Origin of the sequence: Bacillus sp. Je.9.29.b (assembly GCF_051129925.1) — a bacterium.
GTDB lineage: Bacteria > Bacillota > Bacilli > Bacillales > Bacillaceae > Bacillus > Bacillus safensis.
Map to the genome: position 1 here is coordinate 496,424 of NZ_JBCPSO010000002.1, position 25,739 is coordinate 522,162.

35 protein-coding genes and 2 riboswitches are annotated in these 25,739 nt (G+C 42.0%); of the genes, 27 read left to right on the forward strand and 8 right to left on the reverse strand.

The window, feature by feature from the left end:
• Window positions 1–42: 42 nt before the first annotated feature.
• The 8 genes from comGA to AAZR19_RS05880 are packed head-to-tail and all read left to right on the forward strand — an operon-like array spanning window position 43 to window position 4,254.
• Window positions 43–1,113, forward strand: a complete 1,071-nt coding sequence (gene comGA, locus AAZR19_RS05845; RefSeq protein WP_076840973.1) for a competence type IV pilus ATPase ComGA — start codon at window positions 43–45, stop codon at window positions 1,111–1,113.
• Entirely contained in the window at window positions 1,094–2,134 is a 1,041-nt protein-coding gene (gene comGB, locus AAZR19_RS05850) for a competence type IV pilus assembly protein ComGB (protein WP_034280202.1), read from the forward strand. Before comGA ends, comGB begins: the two co-directional genes overlap by 20 nt.
• A gap of 16 nt (window positions 2,135–2,150) precedes the next feature.
• On the forward strand, window positions 2,151–2,444 hold the full coding sequence (comGC, locus tag AAZR19_RS05855) for a competence type IV pilus major pilin ComGC (protein ID WP_024422977.1): 294 nt from the start codon (window positions 2,151–2,153) through the stop codon (window positions 2,442–2,444).
• Window positions 2,437–2,883, forward strand: a complete 447-nt coding sequence (comGD, locus tag AAZR19_RS05860; protein WP_041106867.1) for a competence type IV pilus minor pilin ComGD — start codon at window positions 2,437–2,439, stop codon at window positions 2,881–2,883. The genes comGC and comGD overlap by 8 nt, the downstream gene beginning before the upstream one ends.
• Entirely contained in the window at window positions 2,867–3,181 is a 315-nt protein-coding gene (comGE, locus tag AAZR19_RS05865) for a competence type IV pilus minor pilin ComGE (RefSeq protein ID WP_041106865.1), read from the forward strand. The genes comGD and comGE overlap by 17 nt, the downstream gene beginning before the upstream one ends.
• Entirely contained in the window at window positions 3,168–3,620 is a 453-nt protein-coding gene (gene comGF, locus AAZR19_RS05870; protein ID WP_170871312.1) for a competence type IV pilus minor pilin ComGF, read from the forward strand. The genes comGE and comGF overlap by 14 nt, the downstream gene beginning before the upstream one ends.
• Window positions 3,617–4,000, forward strand: a complete 384-nt coding sequence (locus tag AAZR19_RS05875; RefSeq protein WP_076840974.1) for a competence type IV pilus minor pilin ComGG — start codon at window positions 3,617–3,619, stop codon at window positions 3,998–4,000. Before comGF ends, AAZR19_RS05875 begins: the two co-directional genes overlap by 4 nt.
• 59 nt (window positions 4,001–4,059) lie before the next feature.
• Window positions 4,060–4,254: a YqzE family protein gene (locus AAZR19_RS05880; protein ID WP_024718846.1), complete on the forward strand. Its 195-nt coding sequence runs from the start codon at window positions 4,060–4,062 to the stop codon at window positions 4,252–4,254.
• 33 nt (window positions 4,255–4,287) lie between these two features.
• Here AAZR19_RS05880 and AAZR19_RS05885 read toward each other — a convergent pair whose 3' ends face one another.
• The gene (locus tag AAZR19_RS05885) at window positions 4,288–4,566 is read right to left on the reverse strand and encodes a DUF3889 domain-containing protein (RefSeq protein WP_226014770.1); all 279 of its coding nucleotides are present in this window, start codon (window positions 4,564–4,566) and stop codon (window positions 4,288–4,290) included.
• A gap of 300 nt (window positions 4,567–4,866) precedes the next feature.
• Here AAZR19_RS05885 and tapA point away from each other — a divergent pair, with 300 nt between their 5' ends.
• The 3 genes from tapA to tasA are packed head-to-tail and all read left to right on the forward strand — an operon-like array spanning window position 4,867 to window position 6,877.
• Complete coding sequence (gene tapA / locus AAZR19_RS05890) at window positions 4,867–5,394, forward strand: amyloid fiber anchoring/assembly protein TapA (protein WP_226014607.1); 528 nt, start codon at window positions 4,867–4,869, stop codon at window positions 5,392–5,394.
• A gap of 52 nt (window positions 5,395–5,446) precedes the next feature.
• Window positions 5,447–6,019, forward strand: coding sequence for a signal peptidase I SipW (sipW, locus tag AAZR19_RS05895; protein WP_041106855.1), 573 nt, complete (start codon window positions 5,447–5,449; stop codon window positions 6,017–6,019).
• A 57-nt stretch (window positions 6,020–6,076) separates the two neighbouring features.
• Window positions 6,077–6,877 carry a biofilm matrix protein TasA gene (tasA, locus tag AAZR19_RS05900; RefSeq protein ID WP_048239220.1) on the forward strand — a complete coding sequence of 267 codons (801 nt, stop codon included), beginning with the start codon at window positions 6,077–6,079 and terminating at the stop codon, window positions 6,875–6,877.
• Between the two features lie 67 nt (window positions 6,878–6,944).
• Here the strand turns inward: tasA and sinR are convergent, their stop codons facing one another.
• The 4 genes from sinR to AAZR19_RS05920 form a co-directional block, all read right to left on the reverse strand.
• A complete protein-coding gene (gene sinR / locus AAZR19_RS05905; protein ID WP_087975811.1) occupies window positions 6,945–7,280 on the reverse strand; it encodes a transcriptional regulator SinR in 336 nt (111 codons plus the stop codon).
• A 33-nt stretch (window positions 7,281–7,313) separates the two neighbouring features.
• Entirely contained in the window at window positions 7,314–7,478 is a 165-nt protein-coding gene (locus tag AAZR19_RS05910; protein ID WP_075623492.1) for an anti-repressor SinI family protein, read from the reverse strand.
• 183 nt (window positions 7,479–7,661) lie between these two features.
• Window positions 7,662–8,459 (reverse strand): YqhG family protein, encoded by a 798-nt coding sequence (locus tag AAZR19_RS05915; RefSeq protein WP_326349563.1) that lies wholly within the window; start codon window positions 8,457–8,459, stop codon window positions 7,662–7,664.
• 14 nt (window positions 8,460–8,473) lie between these two features.
• The gene (locus AAZR19_RS05920) at window positions 8,474–10,144 is read right to left on the reverse strand and encodes a DEAD/DEAH box helicase (RefSeq protein ID WP_248350791.1); all 1,671 of its coding nucleotides are present in this window, start codon (window positions 10,142–10,144) and stop codon (window positions 8,474–8,476) included.
• Between the two features lie 253 nt (window positions 10,145–10,397).
• Window positions 10,398–10,504: riboswitch (glycine riboswitch) on the forward strand.
• A gap of 3 nt (window positions 10,505–10,507) precedes the next feature.
• Window positions 10,508–10,602: riboswitch (glycine riboswitch) on the forward strand.
• 103 nt (window positions 10,603–10,705) lie between these two features.
• Here AAZR19_RS05920 and gcvT point away from each other — a divergent pair.
• From gcvT to gcvPB, 3 genes are read left to right on the forward strand one after another with little or no spacing between them, the layout of a single operon-like run.
• Window positions 10,706–11,803, forward strand: coding sequence for a glycine cleavage system aminomethyltransferase GcvT (gene gcvT, locus AAZR19_RS05925; RefSeq protein WP_262090184.1), 1,098 nt, complete (start codon window positions 10,706–10,708; stop codon window positions 11,801–11,803).
• 16 nt (window positions 11,804–11,819) lie between these two features.
• Entirely contained in the window at window positions 11,820–13,166 is a 1,347-nt protein-coding gene (gene gcvPA, locus AAZR19_RS05930; protein ID WP_024427996.1) for an aminomethyl-transferring glycine dehydrogenase subunit GcvPA, read from the forward strand.
• Entirely contained in the window at window positions 13,159–14,619 is a 1,461-nt protein-coding gene (gene gcvPB / locus AAZR19_RS05935; protein WP_041106844.1) for an aminomethyl-transferring glycine dehydrogenase subunit GcvPB, read from the forward strand. The genes gcvPA and gcvPB overlap by 8 nt, the downstream gene beginning before the upstream one ends.
• A 44-nt stretch (window positions 14,620–14,663) precedes the next feature.
• On the opposite strand, the gene AAZR19_RS05940 is transcribed toward gcvPB, so the two are convergent.
• Entirely contained in the window at window positions 14,664–15,044 is a 381-nt protein-coding gene (locus AAZR19_RS05940) for a rhodanese-like domain-containing protein (RefSeq protein WP_024422963.1), read from the reverse strand.
• A gap of 219 nt (window positions 15,045–15,263) precedes the next feature.
• Here AAZR19_RS05940 and AAZR19_RS05945 point away from each other — a divergent pair, with 219 nt between their 5' ends.
• The 3 genes from AAZR19_RS05945 (at window position 15,264) to AAZR19_RS05955 (ending at window position 17,600) form a co-directional block, all read left to right on the forward strand.
• Window positions 15,264–16,100: a lipoate--protein ligase family protein gene (locus AAZR19_RS05945; protein WP_034280239.1), complete on the forward strand. Its 837-nt coding sequence runs from the start codon at window positions 15,264–15,266 to the stop codon at window positions 16,098–16,100.
• Window positions 16,101–16,185: 85 nt separating this feature from the next.
• Window positions 16,186–16,620 carry a transcriptional regulator MntR gene (gene mntR / locus AAZR19_RS05950; protein WP_024422961.1) on the forward strand — a complete coding sequence of 145 codons (435 nt, stop codon included), beginning with the start codon at window positions 16,186–16,188 and terminating at the stop codon, window positions 16,618–16,620.
• A gap of 104 nt (window positions 16,621–16,724) precedes the next feature.
• Window positions 16,725–17,600, forward strand: coding sequence for a patatin-like phospholipase family protein (locus AAZR19_RS05955; RefSeq protein WP_024422960.1), 876 nt, complete (start codon window positions 16,725–16,727; stop codon window positions 17,598–17,600).
• On the opposite strand, the gene AAZR19_RS05960 is transcribed toward AAZR19_RS05955, so the two are convergent.
• Together AAZR19_RS05960 and AAZR19_RS05965 are read right to left on the reverse strand one after the other, a co-directional pair.
• The gene (locus tag AAZR19_RS05960) at window positions 17,597–17,992 is read right to left on the reverse strand and encodes an SA1362 family protein (protein ID WP_034280242.1); all 396 of its coding nucleotides are present in this window, start codon (window positions 17,990–17,992) and stop codon (window positions 17,597–17,599) included. The genes AAZR19_RS05955 and AAZR19_RS05960 overlap by 4 nt on opposite strands.
• Window positions 17,993–18,030: 38 nt before the next feature.
• Entirely contained in the window at window positions 18,031–18,987 is a 957-nt protein-coding gene (locus AAZR19_RS05965; RefSeq protein WP_041106840.1) for a DUF1385 domain-containing protein, read from the reverse strand.
• Window positions 18,988–19,210: 223 nt separating this feature from the next.
• Here AAZR19_RS05965 and AAZR19_RS05970 point away from each other — a divergent pair, with 223 nt between their 5' ends.
• The 10 genes from AAZR19_RS05970 (at window position 19,211) to spoIIIAE (ending at window position 25,730) form a co-directional block, all read left to right on the forward strand.
• Complete coding sequence (locus AAZR19_RS05970; protein WP_041106838.1) at window positions 19,211–19,738, forward strand: YqhR family membrane protein; 528 nt, start codon at window positions 19,211–19,213, stop codon at window positions 19,736–19,738.
• Between the two features lie 108 nt (window positions 19,739–19,846).
• Window positions 19,847–20,290 (forward strand): type II 3-dehydroquinate dehydratase, encoded by a 444-nt coding sequence (gene aroQ, locus AAZR19_RS05975; RefSeq protein WP_041106837.1) that lies wholly within the window; start codon window positions 19,847–19,849, stop codon window positions 20,288–20,290.
• The gene (locus AAZR19_RS05980) at window positions 20,287–21,348 is read left to right on the forward strand and encodes a M24 family metallopeptidase (RefSeq protein ID WP_041106835.1); all 1,062 of its coding nucleotides are present in this window, start codon (window positions 20,287–20,289) and stop codon (window positions 21,346–21,348) included. Before aroQ ends, AAZR19_RS05980 begins: the two co-directional genes overlap by 4 nt.
• Window positions 21,349–21,373: 25 nt before the next feature.
• The gene (gene efp, locus AAZR19_RS05985; RefSeq protein ID WP_024422954.1) at window positions 21,374–21,931 is read left to right on the forward strand and encodes an elongation factor P; all 558 of its coding nucleotides are present in this window, start codon (window positions 21,374–21,376) and stop codon (window positions 21,929–21,931) included.
• A 169-nt stretch (window positions 21,932–22,100) separates the two neighbouring features.
• Window positions 22,101–22,382, forward strand: a complete 282-nt coding sequence (locus AAZR19_RS05990) for a YqhV family protein (RefSeq protein WP_024422953.1) — start codon at window positions 22,101–22,103, stop codon at window positions 22,380–22,382.
• 66 nt (window positions 22,383–22,448) lie between these two features.
• Complete coding sequence (spoIIIAA, locus tag AAZR19_RS05995) at window positions 22,449–23,372, forward strand: stage III sporulation protein AA (RefSeq protein WP_226014605.1); 924 nt, start codon at window positions 22,449–22,451, stop codon at window positions 23,370–23,372.
• On the forward strand, window positions 23,366–23,881 hold the full coding sequence (gene spoIIIAB / locus AAZR19_RS06000) for a stage III sporulation protein SpoIIIAB (RefSeq protein WP_041106834.1): 516 nt from the start codon (window positions 23,366–23,368) through the stop codon (window positions 23,879–23,881). Before spoIIIAA ends, spoIIIAB begins: the two co-directional genes overlap by 7 nt.
• A 19-nt stretch (window positions 23,882–23,900) precedes the next feature.
• On the forward strand, window positions 23,901–24,107 hold the full coding sequence (gene spoIIIAC, locus AAZR19_RS06005; protein WP_003153142.1) for a stage III sporulation protein AC: 207 nt from the start codon (window positions 23,901–23,903) through the stop codon (window positions 24,105–24,107).
• On the forward strand, window positions 24,104–24,517 hold the full coding sequence (gene spoIIIAD, locus AAZR19_RS06010) for a stage III sporulation protein AD (RefSeq protein WP_087978339.1): 414 nt from the start codon (window positions 24,104–24,106) through the stop codon (window positions 24,515–24,517). The genes spoIIIAC and spoIIIAD overlap by 4 nt, the downstream gene beginning before the upstream one ends.
• A gap of 19 nt (window positions 24,518–24,536) precedes the next feature.
• Window positions 24,537–25,730 (forward strand): stage III sporulation protein AE, encoded by a 1,194-nt coding sequence (gene spoIIIAE / locus AAZR19_RS06015; RefSeq protein ID WP_041106833.1) that lies wholly within the window; start codon window positions 24,537–24,539, stop codon window positions 25,728–25,730.
• Window positions 25,731–25,739 lie beyond the last annotated feature (9 nt).

Here is a 25,739-nt window from a genome sequence, read left to right on the forward strand (position 1 = left end):
TTCCGCCATTCTACAATGTGATCAGAGAAAGGAGTGATCCACTTGTATGGAATTGAATATTTAAGGCAAGAGCTGCTAGAAGAAGCATGCCGCATGAGGGCTTCTGATGTGCATATTGTGCCAAAAGAAAAGGAAGCTTCAGTGTCATTTCGTGTTGATTCAGATTTAATCCAGCAGCGAACGATTGATAAAAAAAGCGGAGAGAGGCTTATTGCACATTTTAAGTTTTTATCTTCTATGGATATCGGGGAAAAAAGGAGGCCGCAAAATGGCTCACTAGCTGTGATGCTAAGAAAAGGTCAAGTATTTATTCGGATGTCTACCTTGCCGACAGTGAATGATGAGAGCTTAGTGATTAGAATTTTACCGCAGGATCATGTTCCGAAAATAAAACATCTATCATTATTTCCGAAAGCCTCAGCCAGATTATTATCCTTTTTAAACCACTCGCATGGACTCATTTTATTTACTGGGCCAACAAATTCAGGGAAAACGACAACACTATATTCATTGATCCAGTTTGCAAAAAAGAATTTTAACCGAAATATTATTACCCTTGAAGATCCTGTCGAAACAAGGAATGAAGAAGTGCTGCAGGTTCAAGTGAATGAAAAAGCCGGCATCACGTATGCCGCTGGATTACGCGCTATTTTAAGACATGATCCAGATGTGATTGTGCTAGGAGAAATAAGAGATGCTGAAACGGCGAGAACGGCGATTAGAGCAGCACTGACAGGCCATTTAGTATTGAGTACGCTCCATGCAAAAAATGCAAAAGGAGCCCTTTACCGCATGCTTGAATTTGGTGTCACGATGAATGAACTCGAACAAACCATGGTTGCGATTGCTGCCCAGCGATTAATTGAGCTCATATGTCCTTTTTGCGGAGAAACATGTCAGCTTTACTGTAAATTAAATCGGCCTTTCAGACGAACAAATGTATTTGAATTGCTTTTCGGAAAAGAGCTTGGTGAGTGTATGAAAGAGGCAAAAGGAGAATATGCTCATTCGTCATATGAAACATTGCAAAAATTAATTCGTAAAGGAGTGGCACTAGGCTATTTATCGAAAAACACATATCACCGCTGGGTTTATGAAGAAGCGAGCCTCTAAAGTATGGTCTAAAAAGGATCAAGCTGAATGCCTATCAAAACTGGCTCAATTAATTCAGGCTGGATATACATTGATTGAGGCATTAGTGATGGTGAATATCCAGTTATCGAAACAACAGCGGCAGCAATTAAAACTAGGTATTCAGTGGCTGCACGAAGGCGAGCCTTTTTATGTAGTGCTGGAAAGACTCCATTTTCAGCGGGAAGTCATCGCTATACTATGTTTTTCTGAGAAGCATGGCAGTCTAGCCCGTGCTTTAGAACAAAGCGCCCGTTTTTTAGAGAAGAAAATCAAACAGTTAGACACGTTTAAACGTATGTTACGTTACCCGCTTTTCCTCATCTTCACGGTTTTGGTCGTGCTGGTACTCGTTCAGCAAATGATCATTCCTCAATTTTCTGTTTTGTACTCATCGATGGATACCCGCATGTCTTGGCTGATTCAAGGGATGTTTGGACTATTTCAATTCCTTCATGCTTTTCTGCTCATCACTAGTTGTCTGTGTATCTGTCTTATTGGATATTATGCTGTTTTTTTTAGGAAAAAGTCGACCCTTGAGAAACTGAGGGTGATGAGTAAGCTGCCTTTTTTATATAAAGGGATGCAGCTGATGCATACGTACCTTTTTTCTCTTCAGCTAAGTGGACTGCTTCAAGCTGGATTATCGATGTACGAAGGTTTGCAAGCTTTTAAACAGCAAAGCTACCTGCCTTTTCTTCAAGAAATAGGTGAACAAATGATGGAAGAGTTAAGAAAAGGAGAAAGCATGGCCCATCAAGTAAGCGTGTCTCCTTTTTTCGAAAAACATTTTGCAGCCATTATCAAGCATGGTGAAGCCAGCGGAATGCTTGCGAGAGAAATGTACACGTACAGCCAATTTCTATTAGAGAATGCAGAGCTAAAAATTGAAAAATGGATTTCTTGGCTGCAGCCAGTTATTTATGGGGTAACAGCACTTCTTATACTCATCGTGTATTTATCTATTCTTTTACCAATGTATCAACTAATGGAGCAAGTGTAAGAAGGAGGACAGAGACATGAATGATAAAGGATTTACCCTGTTAGAAATGTTAATAGTCATGCTCGTAATATCCATTCTTTTACTCATTACCATACCAAATATCACACGTCATCACCAAGCTATTCAGGCAAAGGGCTGTGAAGGGCTTAAATCAATGGTCAGCACACAAGTGATGGCATATGAATTGGAGCATGATGGGAAGACGCCATCTTTAGCTGAATTAGAAAAAGAAGGTTATGTCAAAAAGGGGTTAACTTGTCCTAATGGAAAAGCGATTGTCATTCAAAACGGCAACGTGAAGCATGAATAAATTATTTTTACATGAGAAGGGTTTTACCCTGATTGAACAGCTGTTGATTTTACTTGTTTTATCGATTGTTTTGTCGATCATGGGATGGAAAATCCCAAATATAATAGAGAGCGCTGAAGCCAAAAGACAAGTAAACATCATGAAACAAGATCTTCAATTGGCATCATATACTGCATTTATCAAAAAAACACGTGTACATGTTGGGATCGATCCGCCTCATGTATCTTATCAGGTAATAGACCAAAAGAGTAACGAAGTCATGGCTTCTTATCAGCATAAAAAGGGCAGCATCAAAACTACTACATTCTCGCAAGGTATCTATTTTAATGCAAAGGGACATCCAAGCAGCGGTGGATCTCTCATTGTCGAATTTGGCAGTCAATCGTATAAACTGACGATTTATTTAGGAAGCGGGCGAATCCATGTTCAAAAACAATAGAGGATTTAGTACGTTTGAAACGCTGTTTGCTTGTCATCTCTTTCTATTTGCTGCCCTAGTGCTCATGCCAGCCTATGAAAAACTCATGATGGGGAAAAAGGAAGTGAGAGCCAAGCTTGAAGCTTATCAGGTTTTACATGAACAGATGAATGAAGCGTTCATAAATGGGACAACATCTTCCATCAAAAAGAAGAGAGGCGAGATCACGTATGTTTTCAATTGGCGTAAACAGAAGGGATGTGTTTCATACAAAGTACAAAAAAAAGAGACCATATGCTTTCGGCATGTGGAGCGATGACCAAGCTTTTACCCTTTTACAAGCTTTGTGGCAATTGCAGCTATTTCTATTTCTTTCTTTTGGCTGTGTGCTGATCTTTTCAGCAGCTGAGAAAGCTCGTCCATTTGAAGACATCAATCGATTTTCCCAAATGGAGTGGAAACAGACTGTCCTGCAATTAGATGAGGAATTAAGTCGTGCAGCTGCTGTCAAATCGGTGAAAGGAGGAAAAGTGTTAGAGTATATTTCCGATCAAGGGCGAGTGGTAACGATTGAGCCATACCAAGAGATGCTTCGAAAACGAACGGATCAAGCTGGACATCTTCCTTTATTGCATAAGGTGAAACAATTTCACGTGAGAACGAGTCAGCATAGAGCGATTCTTAAAGTCACAGATGGATCTGGTAAAGTGTATGAAGCCGTTTTTTTCACATATAAAGGAGTGGTTCGTAAATCGTGAAAAGAGAGGAAGGGTTTATCTATCCGCATGTACTTGCGGCAATTTTATTTTTTCTCTTGATCCTAGGGGCGGTAACGATGGGGTTTCAAAAAGAACTGAAAAGTGCAGAGCTGACGATTTCTTTTTATAAAAAACAGCAGCTTTTTAGGGTGGGTGTGAGTGAAGCTGCCAGCACAGTAGAACGTATTTGTGCGAAACAGAAAACCCATATTGATACTGAAGAAGGCCGTGTGACACTGAAGCGGATGAAATGCGATTTAAAGAAAAAACTTGTCCTTGTTTTGGTGAAGGTGAAAACAAAAGATGGTTTATCCGATGAGCGTGAACTGATGCTGGATTGGAAGACCGGTGAAATCATGAGATGGGCAAATCCTGATTAGCCAGTGTATAAAATCATCCTCTTCCTGGTAACACTTGAAGGAAGAAGAGGTGAATGTGCTTGAAAACAAATGACTATGTAAAATATATGACGCAGGAAATCATTAAATATATGAATACACCACGTGACGAACGGAAGGAACACAAACAAGAAAAAATGGAAACGAAACCGCCGTTTTCACAGCGTTTATTTGGGGTTCTGCCGTTTGGCTTCTCCATGATGCTTAAAAAACGCCAGCGCCATCGACGAAAGTAAAAAGCCGCCAGCAGGCGGTTTTTTTATGCCACTTTAGCTGTATTCCTCCACAACAATCACTTTATTCACCTTGTTTGAGTAAGGGTTATAGGAAATGGTGACGAACACCCCAAATTCCTTTGTATGGTCTTTTAACGTAATATGATACTGTTTCACAGATTCCTTATCGCGGTGGCGGTCCCATACTTTTTGTTTAAATAATACTTGCGTTAGCGGGTATCTTTTTTTTGCTTCTTTGACTGCCCGCGTTTCCCATTGATCTGCGGCGGCAGTCAAACCTCTCGCATCAACGGGTTTGTCCTCTAGAATCATAGGACTCAGCAGTAAACTGAGCATGATTATGCTTTTTCCATATTTCACTTAACATCACCTCACCTTCTTCATATCCTGACCAAATCCTGCATTTTTATGTAAGTTTTAAGAAGTACAAATGTCACACAAAAAAATATTGAATATGGTGAAAAAATGAGGAAATGGGAGAATTTTCTCGTAATGGTTCTTGTTTAAGAACAAAATGGACTAATTTGACGTTTTGGGTTTTATAGGTATTTCCTTATACTGTATATAATCGTTCTTTTTAAAGAACAAAAGTTCAAGGAGTTGAAGGAATGAATGAAACAGTCGCTCTTTGTACTCTTTTGTGCCATTTGTTTGATTTTGACATCTTCCATTATGACACCAACGAATGCTTCTTTTAACGATGTCGAGCACAAAAGCTTTGTCATGAAAACATATGAAAATTTTGAACAGACAGATCAGCATTGTCAGCCTAAAAAATGGGATCAAAGTCAATTGGAGCTTATCGATCAAACGATGATCGAAGGAACAGTCTGCGCACCTCAAAAGCTGAGCATGACACTAAAAAATAGTGGACAGCCTATTGCGTACTCTGAATGGAAGTGGGAATTACATAAAATAGGAAATGGTCAGAAGCCATTACAAGATGGTCATATTCTTGAGAAGGGCTTCATAAAGTCCCTGTTGTCGCAAGAAACAGCGACTGTCACGACAGATAAAGCAAAAACAAATGGCAGCTATGCATTTAAAATCTATTATCCTAAAGGGTTTGGCGCATCTGATCAGGCGTACTTTTGGTCTAAACCGATGGTGCTCTCAAAGTGTCAAGAAAAGGCGTCCTAAATGGAGCTGTCTTTTAAAGTGAAAAAATGATAGGCGAAGGGGAGAAGGGGTTATGAAAAAATGGATGAAGATGTCTGGGAGTATTCTTTATGTGATGGTGTTCACGGTGATGATAGCCTCTATTATTGTCGTGTTGTCATCAAGAACAACAGGAGGAGAACCTCAGATCTTCGGTTATCAATTGAAGCAAGTATTATCAGGTTCGATGGAACCAGAATTTTCAGCTGGGTCACTGATTGTCGTAAAACAGGTCGCCTCACCTGAGACGCTCAAAAAAGGAGATATTGTTACGTTTCAAACAAAGCAGGATCAGTCCTTTGTGACCCATCGAATTGTTGGGGTGAAGGGAAAGGGTGCAAATAAAGCGTTTGAGACGAAGGGTGACAATAATATGTATCAGGACGGCACGCTGGTAAAAGCGGATCAGGTAACTGCGCAGTATATGGGAGTGAATATTCCTTATGCAGGAAAGCTTCTTTCGTATGCAGGGACATCTGCTGGAACTGCTTTGCTCCTTATCATACCAGGTGTCATGCTGCTCGTTTATTCAACCATTCATTTTGTGGGCGCAGCGAAACATCGTAGACACACGGCTGATGTACATATGAAAGAGGAACAAGCTTAAATCGTTTGTAACCTAATCAGGTTTCAATAAAACAATAAATTAGGGGGTTTATTATTCATGGCAATGAAGAAATCAATTCGTTTAGGTGTATTATCAGGGGCTTTAGGTCTTGCATTAATTGGCGGGGGAACATGGGCGGCGTTTAATGATATTGAAAAGGCAAACGCGGTCTACTCGACAGGAGAGCTGGATTTATCTGCTAAAGAGAACTCCGGCGCCATCAACCTTTCGAACTTAAAACCTGGTGATCGGATCAAGAAAGAATTTCATTTTGATAATAAGGGATCCCTAGCGATAAACCAAGTGCTGATGAGTCTTGATTATAGCCAGTTTACTGATGGATCTTCCGCGAAGAATGGCGGTAAAAATACAGCTGAAGAATTTCTCAGCCAGTTTCAGGTGAGTGTTCTTACGGTTGGAGCCGAAGGTGGAAATGGTTATCCGAAAAATATTATTTTAGACCATGCAAACCTGCTTGACTTGCATCAATTAACGTCAAAACAGGATCAGACCGCATTTGAAAAGCTTCGTCATGCCGTCGATGAGAAGTTTTTACATGAAAGTGGGAAAATTAATGTAGCAACTGTTGATGGAACAGTGGCTCCAGAGTATGACGGCATTCCAAAGAATCCGTTTGATTACGATAAAGTGGAAATGATCATTGAATTTATCAATGACCAGACGAAGGATAAAGCTGGTCACTATATCCAAAATAAATACCAAGGCGATGCGATTCAAATTGATCTTTCCTTCGAAGCGACTCAGTGGAATGGTTTAACGATCAATCCAAAAAAGCATACGGATGAAAAAGGCTACGTGAAAGAAAACGAAAAAGCACACAGCGAAGATAAAAAATAAAGCCAGTCTTTAGGCTGATATCAAGGTCTGCATAGCAATTGGAGGAGTATGCGCTAAAACGTGCGCTTTACTCCTCTTCTTGCTTTTTTCTCCAGATTTGATAATCTAAAAATTCACGAAATTGCTTTTTCGAAACCCCTGATGTCATTGCATCTCGAACTAGTTTTTCCCATTCACTATCTAATTGACCATCGTATTCGGTTTCATCTTTTTCGTTTAAAAGTGTATGAACCGAGACGTCCAGAACAGCGGAGATTTTTTCAAGAAATTGAATGGAGGGGTTTGTTTGCAAGTTTCTTTCTATTGAGCTTAAATAAGACTTCGCTACCCCAGCCTTTTCGGCCAGTTCTGATAGTGAGTAGCCTTTTTCATTGCGGTATTGTTTAATACGCTGGCCAATCAATGTCATCACCTTCCTTTCGATATTATAGCACATTCAGAAAGGTTTGATAGAATGACTTCTTACCAGAGGGGGAGACTCAGAGGACTTTTCATTTGATTTGAGGAAATGACGGACTTCTTCAACTGTTAGTCCTGCCTTGCGAGCTTCGCGTAATAATTGAATCCATTCACTGTCTAATTTGTTCGTTTTCTTTTCCATACAAATACCCTCCTAAAATACTGAATCATGTATTTCAGGCACTTAACGCATGAAATGGAAAGACATAGGTGGTAAGACCTCATAGTTTGCTTGCGTCATGTTTCCGCCCAATACAAACAGACAAACTTAGCTTTAGACTGATCGAAAATTGTATGTCACATAAAAGGGGAGGGGGACCATGAGTCAACCTCCTCTTTTTTGCTGTAAGTAAAAAAGTCCGCCATTTTCAATCGTAAGACTGATTTTTGGTTCATATAAAGTTTTAAGTGCTTGTCTTTCTATTTCATATTCTACAGATGTGTCTGAAGTCCCTTCATAAAATTGGTTTAAAAGTTCGAAGTCTTCCTTCCATTTTTGAACGGCTCGCACTGCCCAGTCGTCCGGCTCCTCATGGGCATAACGCTCCATGAGGCTGTAGAGCCGTTTGATTCCGCTTTCAGGCTTAATCATTGTACTCATCGTAAAGCAATAATCGGGAATTTGAGACGACAGCTCACGAGCTTCCAGCTTCTCTTGAAATTGTTCAATGACTTCTCCGCGAATGAGATGAAGGCCTAATGATAAAAGCTTATCCTTCTTGCGGTCTGCAAGGTAAGAAATTTTTACATTGAGACCAAGCCATGGCTCAAGGGCGATCTGGTTGTTCGTGAGCGGGCTGACTCGTTCATAAAGCCGGATAAAACGGCCCTGCTCTTTGACCGCCTCAAATATTTGAAATAACCGGGGGGAGCCGAAATGGATAAATTCACCACTGGTCGTATCACCCGCTTTTTTTTGATCTGTGATGAATGTCAATTGCCGCGGTTCAGGTACACCGCCAGTTTTTTCAAGCCAGTGCCAATAAAAAGGACGGTTCATAATCAATTTATCCATTTCGATTGTCAGCTGTACGGTCATATGTCCTGCACTTTCTTCTAATATGCTGCATTGATTCGCTTTGAAAAAACGGAGAAGAAAGGTGTGAATGTCATGCTGCTCCATTGATCAACTCTCCTTTATGAGCCCTGCTGTCTTTTTTCTAAAAGTGGTGTTTGTGCTTCAGTTAAATAAGAAGCAAACTGGGTTAATTTCTTTTTCATGTCTCCGTCCGGTTCATGCTGGAAGAGGATTTGATGCAACTTTGTTTCGACATCTTCAATATCAATCCTCGTTAAAATATCATCTAAATCGCCTATGACGTTTTCAAACAGCTGAATTTTCTCATATAAAAGCTTTAAAATATGCTCTTCAACTGTTCCGTTTGTTGACATATTGTAAATGTGGACATCCCGCTCTTGGCCAAGGCGGTGGATACGTCCAATTCTCTGTTCTAAACGCATCGGGTTCCACGGGAGGTCGTAGTTGATGATTTGGTTACAAAACTGAAGGTTGATCCCTTCGCCGCCAGCTTCTGTCGCAATTAACACTTGCGCCCGTTCTCTGAATAAATCTTTCATCCAATCTTTTTTGCCCCGCTTAAAGCCGCCCCGAAATGGCACAGAGCTGATGCCATTTTGCTGTAGAAACCATTGTAAATAAATTTGTGTGGCGCGGTATTCGGTGAAAATAATGACCTTCTCATTTAACTGCTGAATGAGTTTGACGACTTCAAGCGCCTTTGAGTTTTGCTCCACTTGATTGATTTTCTCCATGATTTGCGTTATAGCAGAAGATCCGAGAATATGCTTTTCTTCTTCCTGCATTTTTTTAATCGTCATATAAACTGCTTCACGGCTTGAACAGCATTCTCGTTCCAAGGTCATAATGGAAAACATATGCTTTGTATAAGACGGATTCTCTTTCAGCTTGCAGATTTCATCATACAATGCTTGTTCTGTCGGAGAGAAATCAATGGAAATCGTTTTGACATGCCGTTTTGTCCACTCGATGCCTGTGTCTTGTCTTCGGTTTCGAATCATCACTTTATTGACGAGCTGTTTTAATCGGTCATGGTCTTCAAGCTGCAAGTCCTTTTTGGCAAAGATATCTTTAAATTGATGTTCATTTCCTAGGTGTCCTGGCTTCAGAAGGGAAACAAGATTAAATATTTCTCCGATCCGGTTTTGAATAGGTGTCGCTGTCAGCAGCAGGCAGAATTTCTTATTCAGGTTTCTCACAAATTCATAGTTTTTCGTTTTATTGTTTTTCAGTTTGTGTGCTTCATCGATAATGACCATATCGTAGGCAATCGATAAAATCGTGTCTCGATGCGGCTGTCTTTTGGCTGTGTCAATAGAGGAAACGACAACGTCACACTGCTCCCACACATAGCTCTTTTTTTGTTCAACAGCATCAATATAAAATTTCGTCCGCAGCTCCTGTACCCACTGAGACACAAGGGAGGCGGGGACGAGAATGAGAATCTTTTTGGCAAGTCCACGAATCATGTATTCTTTGATAATGAGTCCTGCTTCTACGGTTTTTCCAAGTCCCACTTCATCTGCTAGAATGGCTTTCCCATTCATTTCTTCTACGACTCTTCTGGCTACTTCGAGCTGGTGCTTTAAAGGTGTGAACGCAGGCAGGTGCTTGGGAGCTTGCAGCCCCTCGAATGAATCAATGGCTGTGACTTTTTGAACCTGCGTCGCTAAACGATACATATCCCAGTTCGCCCAGGGGCCGTCTGCTGAAAGCCGCTGCTGAAATTCATTTGCCCATTCCTGATCAAAAATCGTTTGAATATTCAATGTGGTCGCCTGCCTTTCTTTCTAGTAGGATCTGATAAAATTGTTCTGTTTTTAAACGCTTCATTTTTTTAGAGGTCTATAAAAGACTAGATATATGAATAAAAGCGAACGATATCGAAAGGTTATTTTAAAAATGTTAATGATTTTTCTGTTGCTCTTCATCCATTTCTAATGGTAGGATGTTGATAAGTGATCTAGAAAATAAGTCACCCATTTTGATAGTATGTCCAATAAATGTGAAAAATATGAGCGGATGATGGTATGGGGAGAGACTTGGCGGTTATTTTGCACTGGCAGGCGCCGAAGGAGCAAGCTGAATGATTCAGTGAATCTCTCAGGCAAAAGTACTCTTACCGGACGCAACTCTGGAGAGTGTTTGCTTAAGGGTTTTAGCAAACCACCAAAGGGGAAAACGCACAAGGATATTGTGCTGTAAACTTTCAGGTGCAAGGACAGAGACTTCTTTTTGATAAAAGGGAGCGCTCTGTCCTTTTTTGCTGTGATTTTTTTCTGAAAATTCAGCTTGCATTTGCACTGTAAGAAAAAAGGGGGAAACGATTGATGTTGAAACGAACACCGCTTTTTCATGCGTATGAAACGTTTGGCGCAAAAACCATTGACTTCGGGGGCTGGGAATTACCTGTCCAATTTTCTTCCATTAAAGAAGAACATGAAGCTGTTCGAACAAAAGCAGGGCTTTTTGATGTGTCTCACATGGGTGAGGTGGACGTCAAAGGTCAAGATGCCCTTCCATTTTTACAAAGGTTATTAACCAATGATGTGTCTAAGCTGACAGACGGTAAGGCACTATATACAGCCATGTGTTATGAAGATGGCGGAACGGTAGATGACCTGCTCGTCTACCAAAAAGAAAAGAATCACTATTTACTTGTCATCAATGCATCAAATATCGAAAAAGATGTGGATTGGCTATTGAAGCACCAAGAGAAGGATGATGTATTGATCAAAAATATTTCTGATCAAACCGCCTTGCTAGCGCTTCAAGGACCTCTTGCAGCTGACATCATCAAAGAGGTGGCAGATGAAGAGGTGACATCGCTTAAGCCATTTACGTTTTTATCAAAAGCTGAGGTCGCAAATAAAGAAGTGCTCGTTTCCAGAACAGGCTACACAGGGGAAGACGGCTTTGAAATCTACTGTCAGTCAGAAGATGCGGTCCACCTTTGGTCAGCTTTATTAGAAGCGGGGCAGCCAAAAGGACTCATTCCATGCGGACTCGGTGCACGTGACACCTTGAGATTTGAAGCAAGACTTCCGCTTTATGGCCAGGAGCTGACAAAGGATATCTCTCCATTAGAAGGCGGCATTGGTTTTGCTGTCAAAACGGATAAAGAAGCTGATTTTATCGGAAAAGCTGCACTTAAAAAACAAAAAGAAGAGGGACTGAAACGAAAGCTTGTCGGCATTGAAATGATCGATAAAGGGATACCGCGTACAGATTATCCAGTCTTTTTAGGAGAAAAGCAGGTTGGGATTGTTACAACGGGCACTCAATCCCCAACATTAAAGAAAAATGTCGGGCTTGCTTTGATCGAAACCTCAGTGGCGGAGCTTGGGGCAGAGGTGGAGGTACAAGTTCGCAAAAAACGTCTAAAAGCCAAAATCGTCGCAACACCATTTTATAAAAGAGCCAAATAACGAGGGGGAATAGAGGATGAAGCACAGGTATTTGCCGCAAACAGAGCAGGATCAAAAAGAAATGCTGGATGTCATCGGCGTTCAGTCGATTGATGAGCTTTTTTCAGATATCCCAGAGAAAGTTAGATTCAAAGGAGCATACAACATCAAAGAAGCCGCATCTGAAACAGCACTTGTCAGGGAATTATCCCGACTAGCTGCAAAGAATAAGGATACAGTTTCCTATGCATCGTTTCTTGGAGCTGGTGTATATGATCATTACCAGCCTGTCATTGTCGATCATGTCATCTCACGCTCTGAATTTTATACAGCGTATACACCTTATCAACCTGAGATTTCGCAAGGTGAATTGCAAGCAATCTTTGAATTTCAAACAATGATTGCTGAGCTGACTGGTATGGATCTTGCCAACTCCTCGATGTATGATGGCGGGACGGCACTGGCTGAAGCGGCAATGCTCGCTGCGGGACACACAAAGAAGAAAAAAGTGGTTGTTTCTGAAACGGTTCACCCTGAATCAAGAGCGGTGCTAAAAACATACGCCAAAGGACAAAACATTGAAGTTGTTGAAGTGCCTGCGAAAAAAGGGCAGACAGATCTAGCTGCATTGGAAAAGGCGGTCTGCGATGATACAGCAGCAGTTCTCGTGCAATATCCAAACTTTTTTGGTGTAGTCGAGCCGTTAAAAGACATTGAACCCATTGCACATAAAGGAAAAAGCCTATTCATTGTCTCTAGCAATCCCCTCGCACTCGGATTATTGACGCCTCCTGGAAAACTCGGGGCAGATATTGTCGTTGGTGATGCGCAGCCGTTCGGCATCCCGGCTGCATTTGGCGGACCTCACTGCGGATATTTTGCCGTGACGAAAAAGTTGATGAGAAAAGTGCCAGGTCGTTTAGTCGGGCAGACAGAAGATGAAAATGGTGTTCGTGGATTTGTCCTGACCCTTCAAGCGCGTGAACAGCACATTCGAAGAGATAAAGCGACGTCAAATATTTGCTCAAACCAAGCATTAAATGCGTTAGCTGCTTCTGTTGCCATGACGGCACTAGGGAAAACAGGCATAAAAGACATCGCCTATCAAAACGTGCAAAAAGCCCATTATGCCAAGACGCAAGCAGAAAAATATGGACTGCAGGCGGATGTAGAAGGAGCTCATTTTAATGAATTTGTGATCAAGTTACAGGAGCCTGTGAAAGAAGCCAATAAACGATTGCTTGAAAAAGGAATCATCGGCGGCTACGACTTAGGGCTAGACTACCCAGAGCTTCAGCAGCACATGCTTGTAGCCGTGACAGAGTTAAGAACAAAAGAAGAAATTGATACGTTTATCAAGGAATTGGGGGATCGCCATGAATAAACAAGATCAGCCGCTTATTTTTGAATTATCTAAAGAAGGAAGAATAGGGTACAGCCTGCCTGATTTAGATGTACCTGAACAGGAGATCCCGTCTTTATTTGATGAGACGTACATCCGTGATGAGGATGCTGAGCTTCCTGAAGTATCTGAGCTTGATATTATGCGTCATTATACAGCATTATCAAGACGCAATCATGGGGTTGATTCCGGATTTTATCCTCTTGGCTCTTGCACGATGAAATATAATCCAAAGATTAATGAAAAGGTTGCACGCCTTGCAGGGTTCTCGCAGGTTCATCCGCTACAAGAGGCAGACACTGTACAAGGTGCATTAGAATTACTATACGATCTAGGTGAACATCTTGAAGAAATTACGGGAATGGACGCTGTGACATTACAGCCTGCGGCAGGAGCACACGGCGAGTGGACGGGACTCATGATGATCCGTGCGTACCATGAAGCAAGAGGAGATCATCAGCGTACAAAAGTCATTGTGCCTGATTCTGCTCATGGAACGAACCCGGCATCTGCGACAGTCGCTGGATTTGAAACCATTACCGTCGCATCTGACGAAAACGGGCTTGTTGATTTAGAAGATTTACGCCGCGTTGTTAATGAAGAAACAGCTGCTTTAATGCTTACTAACCCGAATACACTAGGCCTCTTTGAAGAAAATATTTTAGAAATGGCTGAAATCGTTCACGGAGCGGGTGGTAAGCTTTATTATGACGGAGCCAACTTGAACGCTGTTTTAAGCAGAGCAAGACCAGGAGATATGGGATTTGATGTTGTCCACTTAAATCTTCATAAAACCTTTACAGGCCCGCACGGAGGCGGAGGTCCTGGCTCAGGTCCTGTTGGCGTTAAAAAGGAATTAATTCCTTATTTGCCAAAGCCGGTGCTTGTGAAGAAGGAAGGCCGTTTTTACTTTGATCATGACCGTCCAGAATCAATTGGGCGCGTGAAGCCATTCTATGGCAACTTTGGCATTAACGTCAGAGCCTATGCGTACATCCGCTCGATGGGGCCAGACGGCTTAAAGGCTGTAACCGATAATGCTGTGTTAAATGCGAATTATATGATGCGCCGCTTAAGTGCTCATTATGATTTGCCGTTTGATCGTCATTGTAAGCATGAATTTGTCCTTTCAGGTAAACGTCAGAAAAAATTAGGTGTGCGGACACTGGATATTGCCAAACGATTACTTGATTTTGGCTATCATCCGCCAACGATTTACTTCCCGCTCAATGTAGAGGAATGTATCATGATTGAACCGACTGAAACAGAATCAAAAGAAACACTTGATGCATTCATCGAAGCAATGATTCAAATTGCGAAAGAAGCAGAAGAGAATCCTGAAGTGGTGCAGGAAGCGCCGCATACAACGGTCGTCAAACGTATGGACGAAACAAAGGCCGCACGGAATCCAGTTCTCGTTTTTGAAAGAAAATAAAGAAAAAAGACTCAGGGGGAATCATGCTCCCAGAGTCTTTTTTGTTAGTTTTTCGTTTTAATGCGGCCGCCCCATTTTTTAAAGCCGCCTTTTAAATTATAAATCTCACGGCAGCCGTTTTTACGTAAAGTTTGGGCTGCTTTTCCGCTTCTAAAATTATTTTGACAATAGAGATAAACAGGCTTGTCAGGACGTATTTCATTTTTGCGCTGCTTTAGCTGGGAAAGGGGAATATTTCTAGCCCCTAAAATATGTCCGCCTTCAAACTCATTTGGCTCTCTCACATCAATGAGCTGGGCTTTGCGGTAACCTTTAATAAATTCTTCTTCCGTCAGCGTTTTCATAATGCGCTGCTGATAAATGTAGCTGCCGATGGAATAAAGAACGAAAAGTCCACAAAGTGAGAGGACGATATAGTTGAATATTGACAATACAACTCGACTCCTTCTTGAGCATCAGCACAGTAGCCTGTCTGATGGTACGTTTTAGACAAATACTATTATAGTAAAGCATAAGAAACTTGTCATCATAAATGGTAAGAATTATTTTCAATTCCGTCCCTATTTGATAGACTGATGAAGAGAGAAAACCGGTGGTCACCACCATCATCTAACATTGACTACGTAAAAGAGAAGGGATTTTATATGCAAAAAGAGAAATGGTGTTTCATTGATTCAGGAAACCAAGACCCTGCCTTTAACATGGCAATGGACGAAGCTTTGCTTTATTGGCATAGTGAGAAGCTCATCCCGCCTGTTATCCGTTTTTATGGATGGGATCCGGCGACATTATCTGTTGGGTATTTTCAGAACGTTGAAAAAGAAATCAACCTAGAAGCCGTCAAGCGATATGGTCTTGGATTTGTCCGCAGACCAACCGGAGGACGGGGAGTACTTCATGACCAGGAGCTGACCTACAGCGTGATTGTGTCAGAGGAACATCCAGAAATGCCAGCGACGGTGACAGAGGCGTACCGCGTTATTTCAGAAGGCATTTTAGAGGGCTTTAAAGAGCTGGGACTCGATGCGTATTTTGCCATTCCTCGTACAGATAAAGAAAAGGAAAGCTTAAAGAACCCAAGATCATCTGTATGCTTTGATGCCCCTTCTTGGTACGAGCTTGTTGTAGAAGGCAGAAAGGTAGCGGGCAGTGCTCAGACGAGACAAAAAGGTGTCATTCTCCAGCATGGATCTATTTTAATTGACCTTGATGAGGACAAATTGTTCGATTTGTTCCTTTATCCAAACGACCGGGTGAGAGAACGGATGCAGCGAAGCTTTAAAAACAAAGCGGTTGCCATCAATGAAATCTCAGACCGAACATGTACAATAGACGATGCGCGTGCTGCGTTTAAAAGAGGGTTTGAAAAAGGATTAAATATTGAGCTTGAACCTTATGAGCTGACAGATGAAGAATTAGCGTTTGTCCATCATCTTGCAAAAACGAAATATGCCTCAGATGATTGGAATTACAAGCGTTAAGCCGATGGACACTCCTTGTTTTTTAATGAACGATGGTGTAGAATTGGGTTGATTATTAAGTAAAGGTGCATTATGGAGGGGTTTTATGACTACACCTAGTATGGAAGATTACATTGAACAAATTTATATGCTGATAGAAGATAAAGGATATGCCAGAGTCTCTGATATTGCAGAAGCACTCGCTGTCCATCCCTCCTCTGTAACAAAAATGGTTCAGAAGCTAGATAAAGATGAATACCTCATTTATGAGAAGTATCGTGGTCTAATTTTAACCCCGAAAGGCAAAAAAATTGGAAAACGTCTCGTATACAGACATGAACTGCTAGAGCAATTTTTAAGAATCATTGGTGTAGATGAAGAGAAAATTTATGATGATGTAGAAGGCATTGAACATCATCTCAGCTGGAACAGCATTGACCGCATCGGCGATCTCGTTCAATTTTTTGAAGAAAACGATGAGCGATCTGTTCAGCTGAAAGCGATTCAAAAGAAAAACGAACAAACAAATCAAGAATCTTAATCAAAAAGGACACCCTCAGCATGGGTGTCCTTTTTGATTAAAGTTCTAATTGAAAGCAAAAGCTCCTACACTATTATTAGCGTGAAATCAAAGGGGGCTCCTTGATGAAGATAGATGGTGTGTTCTCAGGTGGAGGCATTAAGGGGGCAGCGCTTGCAGGTGCCTATGAAGCGCTTGAAGCAAGAGGATTTCAATTTGTCCGTCTTGCTGGTACAAGTGCTGGAGCAATCATTGCTTCACTCATCGCAGCAGGTTTTACAAGCCAGGAAATTCGCACGCTTTTAGATGAAATGGATGAGCATCAATTGCTTGATAGGAGATGTCAATTCATCCCGTTTAAAATGCTCAGGTGGGTATCCATTTACTGGCGTCTCGGTCTTTATAAAGGAGACCGGCTGGAAAAATGGCTGACCGATGTGCTAAAACGAAAAGGGGTCACCGTGTTTGGAGACCTCAAAAAAGATTCACTGAAAATCGTTGCGTCCGATTTAACGAATGGAAAAATCCTTGTTCTGCCAGACGACCTTCCTTCATATGGATTAAATCCAGAACGGTTTTCTGTGGCGAGGGCCATTCGAATGAGCTGCAGCTTGCCGTATTTTTTCGAACCTGTCAAACTGAAGTCATCAAAAGGCATTTGTACCATTGTAGATGGAGGAGTGCTGAGCAATTTTCCAATTTGGCTGTTTGCTGAAGAGAAAAAAAGACCGTTCGTCGGTGTCACATTAACGCCAAACGAAAAAGAACGCCCTCAACACTCCATCCGCAATGCGTTTGAACTGTTTGGCGCTCTTTTTGAAACGATGCGTGGTGCTCATGACGAAAGACATATCGCCACAAAACACGAACGTCATATTATTTTTATTCCTGTAGAACACGTCATTGCCACTGATTTTCAACTCATGACAGAAAAGAAAAAGGCGCTCGTCGATCTAGGCAGACAGAAGGCCGAGCAATTTTTAAAAAGCTGGACATTTTAAAATAAGGCGCGATTCTTCTTTTTGTTTTTCTTGCCTTCAATCACAGTCAAATGTGTTTGGCTTTTCTTTTTGAGAAGGACGGGCTTAGACTTGTGGTCAGTCGGCACGCTTCGCAAATGAGTGACCCGATTTTTCATCTGGCTTTTCGTTTTTGGTTTAGGCTGCTGGTAGCGACGTTTTGATTGTTTGACTGCTTTACGATAAAGATTGCCCTCTGTTCCAGTTCTTCGATTCATCAGCCATCTAAATAGGAAAAATAGAGCCGCTCCAACGATCACAACAGACAGCAGCATGGTAAAAAGTCTGCCTGGGTTCGTTGTGAGTAAGTACACAAATCCCAAAACACCTAAAGCGAAAATAATGGTAAAAGCAGGATGTACTCGGCGATTCATAACTGTCCACCTCCGAAGGAATTTACCGGATTTATAAGTTAGATCACTTGATGAGCAGAATCTGACGCTTGTTTCAGTGACGCTTCCTCTAAACGAAGAAGTTCATTAAAACTTGCAATGGCTACCTCGACTTGATCGTCAGAAGGTTCTTTTGTTGTGAGCAATTGCAGCCAAAGGCCAGGATAGCCAAGCACTTTAAGCACAGGCACTTCTCGGAGTCTGTTCGTGAGCTGAAGCACTTCAAATGAAATGCCCAGAACAACCGGAATAAGTGCCAAGCGGTTCAGAACTCTCACCCATAAAGGATCTGTCGGTACGAGTAAATAGACGAACATTCCAACAATGACAGTGAATAAAATAAAGCTGCTGCCGCATCGATAATGCAGACGGGATTGCTTTTGGACATTTTCCACTGTGATGTCAAGGTTCTGTTCATAGCAGTTTATGACTTTATGTTCTGCCCCATGATATTGAAATACTCTTTTAATTAAAGGGGTCATGGAAATAAAGTAAATATAGCCTAATAAAAGGACCAATTTGAAGAATGTTTCCACTGCGATTTGTGCGAAATTCCCTGAAAAGATGGGGCGCACAAGCTCTGCTAAAAAGACAGGTACCAGGGTAAAGACAAATTTACTAAAGAGTAGAGAGAGAACTCCGATCACAGCAATGCCGAAGATCATGGATAATTTCGAGCCTTTTTGTTCTTTTTCAAGAGTATGATCTTCAGAAGGATCTAAGTCATATCGCTCACTGGAGAAGTTTAAGTGCTTACTGCCGTTTGCGCTTGCTTCAACAAGTGCAGCAACACCCCTGACAAAGGGGATTTTCTTGAGAAAGGCGGTTCGTTTATTGGAGGTCCGGGGAAGCTTCAAAAACTCAATGGACTGGTCCTTTCGCCGAATCGCTGTCACATAGTTCTTCTTACCTCCGAACATGACACCTTCGACAACTGCCTGCCCTCCATAAGCTGGAGGTTTTGTTTGATTGGACATATTTCATCAACCTGCCTGTTTCCTGTAATTTACATGCATTTCCTTATACCTTTATTGTACAGGAAATGAGGGGAAATCACTAGCTCACAGGTCGATTATCTACTAGAATTCTATCTACCTCTTTTTAGCCAGTATACCCTGTTTTAAAAATTTTACACTCACGCATGGAAATCCTTTTTTTTCATGACATTTTGGACATACTACTGTTTGGAGGTGTTCACAAATGAAACGTGATGAAAAGAAAAACCAAGAAGAAAAAAATCAGTCCGTGCAAACGACATCACTTGTGGCAAGAGCGGCTGCTACAGGCTTTGTCGGCGGTGTTTTTTGGGGCTTTATCGGGTTTCTAACCCATGTGTTTCATTTTTCAGAGGTGAGTCCCAATATGCTGCTTCAGCCATTTGTGCTTGGAGAATGGAAAAAGGGAGGACTTGGTATTTTTATCAGTATTGTGCTGTTAGGAATTTTATCGATTGGAGCCGCCTTTATTTATTTTGGGCTTTTAAAAAGGATCAAAGGCTTTTGGATGGGTTTAGTATATGGCGGGCTTTTATGGCTGCTCGTTTTTTACGTATTTAATCCCATTTTCCCAGATGTAAAGCAAGTACAAGAGTTGCAGCAAAGCACCATTGTCACGACATTTTGCCTATATATTTTATATGGCATGTTTGTCGGGTACAGCATTTCGTTTGAATATAATGAATTGACGAGTCAGAAGCTTGCGAGGGCACTCGGGAAAAAGACAGAATAAAGTGTAAATCACCTATTCATATGATAAAATATTTTTGGAAACGAAAGGTTTCTAAGGAAAAAGAAACAGATCTCGATATAGATTGAATTAGGGTGAAGGAGTGGTCATATGCCTCATTTTCTTGTACTGAATGGACCCAATTTAAATAGGCTTGGCAAAAGAGAGCCTGCTGTTTATGGAAGTAAGACGCTGACAGATTTAGAGACGGATTTGTTCCAGTTCGCAGAACGAGCAAACATCCAATTAACGTTCTTTCAATCAAATCACGAAGGGGATTTGATTGATGCGCTCCATGAAGCAGAAGATCAGTACGATGGTGTCGTGTTTAACCCGGGTGCATTTACCCACTACAGCTATGCGCTGAGAGATGCCATTGCAAGTATTTCTTTATCAGTCATTGAAGTACATATCACAAATGTTCATAAGCGAGAGGAATTCCGCCATCATTCTGTACTTGCTCCAGTATGCCAAGGACAAATCGTTGGGCTTGGCTTAGAAGGGTATAAATTGGCGATTCGATATTTAGTCAGTGAAGGGGGAGCAGCATCATGAAACTTGAAAAACTAAGAGCACTTTTAAGTGAATTAGAGATCGATGGCCTTGTCATTACAAGCAGTTTTAATTTACAGTATATGACCAGCTTTACCGGATCAGCCGGTCTTGCTGTCGTTTCAAAGGACCGGGCAGCTTTTATCACGGACTTCCGCTATACAGAGCAAGCGAAGGATCAAGTCAAAGGCTATGACATCATTGAACATAAAGGAAACGTTGTGGAAACGGCTGCTCAAACGGCAAAGGCATTTGGAGTGAAACGCCTTGGGTTTGAACAAAACCATATGACATTTGCCACGTATCAGCAGTACGTAGCCAAAGCAGGCGGTATAGAGCTTGTTCCAGTCTCTGAATCAGTTGAAAAGTTGCGCTTGATTAAGTCTAGTGAAGAGATTAAGATATTAGAGGAAGCTGCGAAGATTGCAGATCACGCCTTTGATCATATTCTCACTTACATCAAGCCGGGCCTGACGGAAATGGCTGTCATGAACGAGCTTGAATTTTTCATGAGAAAAGAAGGTGCTGAAGGATCTTCATTCGATATGATAGTGGCCTCAGGTGTTCGTTCAAGCCTGCCTCACGGAAGAGCGAGTGAAAAGGTGATTGAATCTGGTGATTTAGTGACACTCGATTTCGGTGCTTACTATAAAGGCTATTGTTCTGATATGACAAGAACGATTGCTGTCGGAACACCAAGCGACAAGCTAAAGGAAATTTATCATATCGTATTAGAAGCAGAAAACGCTGGTGTGGATAGAATCAAGCCAGGCTTAACAGGAAAAGAAGCTGATCGCATCACACGAGACATCATTGAAAAGTATGGCTATGGTCAATACTTCGGGCATTCAACCGGGCACGGGCTAGGTATGGAAGTACATGAAGCGCCAGGCCTTTCCTTACGATCAGAGGTCGTCTTAGAAGAGGGAATGGTCGTCACAGTTGAGCCGGGGATTTACTTGCCAGATGTCGGCGGCGTGAGAATTGAGGATGATATTGTCCTGACAGCTGACGGCAATAAACGATTGACCCACTCACCGAAAGAACTTATCATATTATGATGGTGAAATGTAGGAGGATGACAAAATGATTTCAGTAAACGATTTTCGTACTGGCCTGACAATTGAAGTGGACGGCGGTATTTGGCGAGTAGTGGATTTTCAGCACGTAAAACCAGGAAAAGGCGCAGCGTTTGTTCGTTCGAAACTGCGTAACCTGCGTACAGGTGCCATTCAAGAAAAAACATTCCGCGCAGGCGAAAAAGTAGCGAAAGCTCAAATCGAAACAAAAACAATGCAATACTTGTATGCAAATGGCGATCAGCATGTCTTCATGGATACAAGTTCTTATGAGCAGCTTGAACTAAGTGAAGCACAAATTAAAGATGAGCTGAAATATTTGCTTGAAAATATGTCGGTTCAAATCGTGATGTACGGTGCTGAAACACTTGGAGTAGAACTTCCAAACACAGTAGAACTAGAAGTGGTAGAAACAGAGCCTGGTATTAAAGGTGACACAACATCAGGCGGCTCAAAACCTGCAAAAACTGAAACTGGTTTAATCGTCAACGTTCCTTTCTTTGTGAACCAAGGAGATAAACTAGTGATTAATACATCAGACGGCTCATACGTTTCAAGAGCGTAATGAACGAAAAAAGGCTGTAAACCTCGTGTTTACAGTCTTTTTTATTGGAAAAATGACTCCTCAAGGCAGGCCTTCTCTCAATTCTCTCATTCATCTCTCTTCCCTCCTGAAAAACAAGACTACTTCCAGCTGGTCAAGCATATAGTGTAAAAAAAGCTGGAGGTTCTATATGAAACAATTTCTCCCAGGTCTACACCCGTCAGTCGCTGCAATGGCAGGCATGAGATTCTTATCCGCCGCCATTGAACTGACGGCAGCCATCCTTATTTTAATCACAAATGATGTACGGAAAGCGGTAGTCATCAATAGTATATTGGCAATCATCGGGCCGCTCATTTTTATTATCACGATGACGATTGGAATCTATCAAATTGCCGGGCAGCTATCCTATGCAAAGCTCGTGTTCATTTTCATTGGTGTCGTGTTTATTCTTGTTGGGATCTATAAGTGAAACGGCTTGGCATAATTAACGGCTCACATCATACATTTTAGAGAAGAAAAAAAGGAGGGGAATTCGTTGCGGAGTTTGTTGGATATTCTCCCGCACTCGATTCGACAAGAACTCAGGCTGCTGAAAGAGGCAGAATGGGCGCAAATAGAAGAAATCCGCATTCGCACGGATCGTCCTATTGAATTAATGCAGGGAGGAAAACCACGTTTCCTTTCTTATCACACAACCTGGGAAGATGCGTCTCAGCTATTAGGCAGGCTGAGCAATTACAGCATGTACACACTTGAGGAAGAGCTAAAACAGGGCTATATCACTATATCTGGCGGACACCGGGTAGGACTTGCTGGAAAGGTGATCGTTGAAAACGGATTTGTCAAAGGGCTAAGAGATATCTCTTCATTTAATATCCGCATTGCCAAAGAAAAAATCGGGATTGCGCTTCCTTTTCTTCCTTATTTATATGAAGAGCACTGGCACAATACACTCATCATTGGTCCCCCGCAAACGGGAAAAACCACATTGCTCCGGGATATAGCACGTCTTGCTAGTACAGGCACAAAGACAATTCCTCCTAGAAAAACAGGCATTATTGATGAGCGTTCTGAAATCGCCGGATGTATCAGAGGAGTGCCGCAGCACCATTTTGGCCACCGGATTGATGTACTCGATGCGTGTCCAAAGGCTGAAGGATTGATGATGATGATTCGGTCTATGAGCCCAGAGGTCATGATTGTCGATGAAATCGGAAAAAGTGAGGATGTCGAGGCACTTTTAGAAGCGATTCATGCCGGAGTCAACATCATCGTCTCAGCTCATGGATATTCACTTGAAGATGTATATAAACGACCTTCATTTAAGCCGTTATGGGAGCTTCGTGTGTTTGAACGATATGTTGAATTAAATCGAAACAATGGGCCTGGCACGATCGGGCGGATGTACGGCGGGGACGGCCAAGAGATGAAATGGAGGCGGGGAGTGGACGTATGTTAAAGCTCATTGGCGCTATTTTCATTGTCGCGGCCACGACTTGGGGAGGATTCGAGTTTGCCAAACGATATAGCGACAGACCTAAACAAATTCGGCAGCTGCGGTTTGCTCTCCAGTCTCTTGAAGCTGAAATTATGTATGGTCAAACCCCTTTAGCGCGGGCGGCAGAGCAAATTGCAGCGCAGGTAGGTCCTCCTGTCAATCAGCTGTTTGAACAATTTGCAGAAAAACTGAAAGTGGGAACTTTTTCTGCACGCCATGCATGGAACGAAAGTCTAGAGTATGTTTGGAAAAAAACCGTATTGAAAAAAGGCGAATATGAGGCGCTGAAACACTTTGGAGAAACACTTGGCCAGCATGATGTCACTTCTCAGCAAAAGTATATCAAGCTTGCTTTAGGCCATTTGGAATCAGAGGAGAAAGAAGCTGAAATCGCCCAAGCGAAAAATGAAAAAATGGTCAGAAGCCTCGGATTTTTAAGCGGATTACTACTGATTCTTTTATTGATGTGAGAGGAAGGGAGTCGAGAGCATGGGCGTTGATGTAAACGTCATTTTTCAAATTGCCGGAGTAGGCATCGTCGTGGCCTTTCTCCATACGATTTTAGACCAAATGGGGAAGAAAGAGTACGCTCAGTGGGTGACGCTGCTTGGGTTTATCTACATTTTGTTTATGGTGGCAACCATTGTAGACGATTTGTTTAAAAAGATTAAAGCCGTATTTCTATTTCAAGGATAGGGGAGGGCTTACAAATCGAAATCATACAAATTGTTGGACTTGGTTTAATCGCTACTTTTTTAGCATTAATCGTCAAAGAACAAAAGCCAACCTTCGCCTTTATGCTTGTTGTTTTTACCGGATGTGTGATTTTTCTTTATTTAATTGATCAAATCTATGCCATTATCTCGATGATTGAAAAAATTGCAGCAAGTGCCGGCGTCAATATGAAGTATGTTGAAACCATATTGAAGATCATTGGCATTGCCTATATTGCGGAATTTGGCGCTCAGCTGACGAAGGATGCTGGACAAGGGGCCATTGCATCCAAAATAGAGCTAGGCGGCAAGATTCTCATCTTGGTGATGGCAGTCCCGATTTTAACAGTCATCATTGAGACGATTTTAGGAATGATCCCGTCCATGACGTAAATGAAAAGAGGTGATGACAATGAAACGGGTGACCGCTTTAATGGGATTGATGCTTTTCTTTTGGCTGATTGCTCCGCATGCAGGGGCAGAAGAAAAAGAACCTTTATCTAATGAACAGCCAGCAGCACAGGTAGTGGCGAATGGACAGGCTGATGCACTTGAGCTTCATTCCATCAGTGACTTTTGGGAAACCATTTTGGACGAGTATGGCGGCTTTTTGCCAGAAAGCCAGAAGGGCACAGTGAAGGAAATGATTGACGGCGATAAAGAGCTGTCTCCCCAAACATGGCTGAAAGCCTTTGTACATTATCTATTTCACGAGATCATTGCAAACGGAAAGCTCCTAGGTACTCTGATTTTACTTACCATCTTTTGTTCGCTTTTGCAGCTTTTGCAAAATGCCTTTGAACAAAGCACCGTCAGCAAAGTCGCATATGCTCTTGTTTATATGGTGCTGATTATTATTGCACTCAACAGCTTTCATGTGGCGATTTCCTATGCCACAGAAGCCATTCAAACGATGACCAGTTTTATTCTTGCTCTTATTCCTCTTTTACTAGCGCTTATTGCTTCATCAGGCGGACTTGTCTCAGCCGGATTCTTTCATCCCGTTATTTTATTTTTAATGAACACGAGCGGTGTTTTCATTCAGTATGTCGTTCTCCCGCTCATCTTTTTATCAGCAATATTGAGCATTATCAGTACGCTGACCGAACAATACAAGGTCACCCAGCTTGCCCAGCTGTTAAGAAATGTGGCAATTGGCGGGCTTGCCGTTTTTTTAACCGTTTTTCTCGGCGTCATTTCCGTTCAGGGTGCATCTGCGGCCGTTACGGATGGAATCGCTCTTCGTACAGCCAAATTCATTACCGGAAACTTCATCCCTGTCCTAGGCAGAATGTTTACAGATGCGACCGATACCGTGATCAGCGCCTCTGTTTTACTCAAAAATACAGTCGGACTAGTTGGGGTCGCCATTTTGATTTCAATTGCCGCTTTCCCGGCGATTAAAGTACTTTCGTTAGCCCTTATCTATAAGCTTGCTGCTGCCATCCTTCAGCCGTTAGGGGGCGGACCCATCATCAGCTGTCTTGATGTTATTTCAAAAAGTGTACTGTATATATTTGCCGCACTTGCTGTTGTGTCGCTCATGTTCTTTTTAAGCATTACCGTCATCATCACTGCGGGTAACCTGACCATGATGATGAAGTAAGGAGGGGAC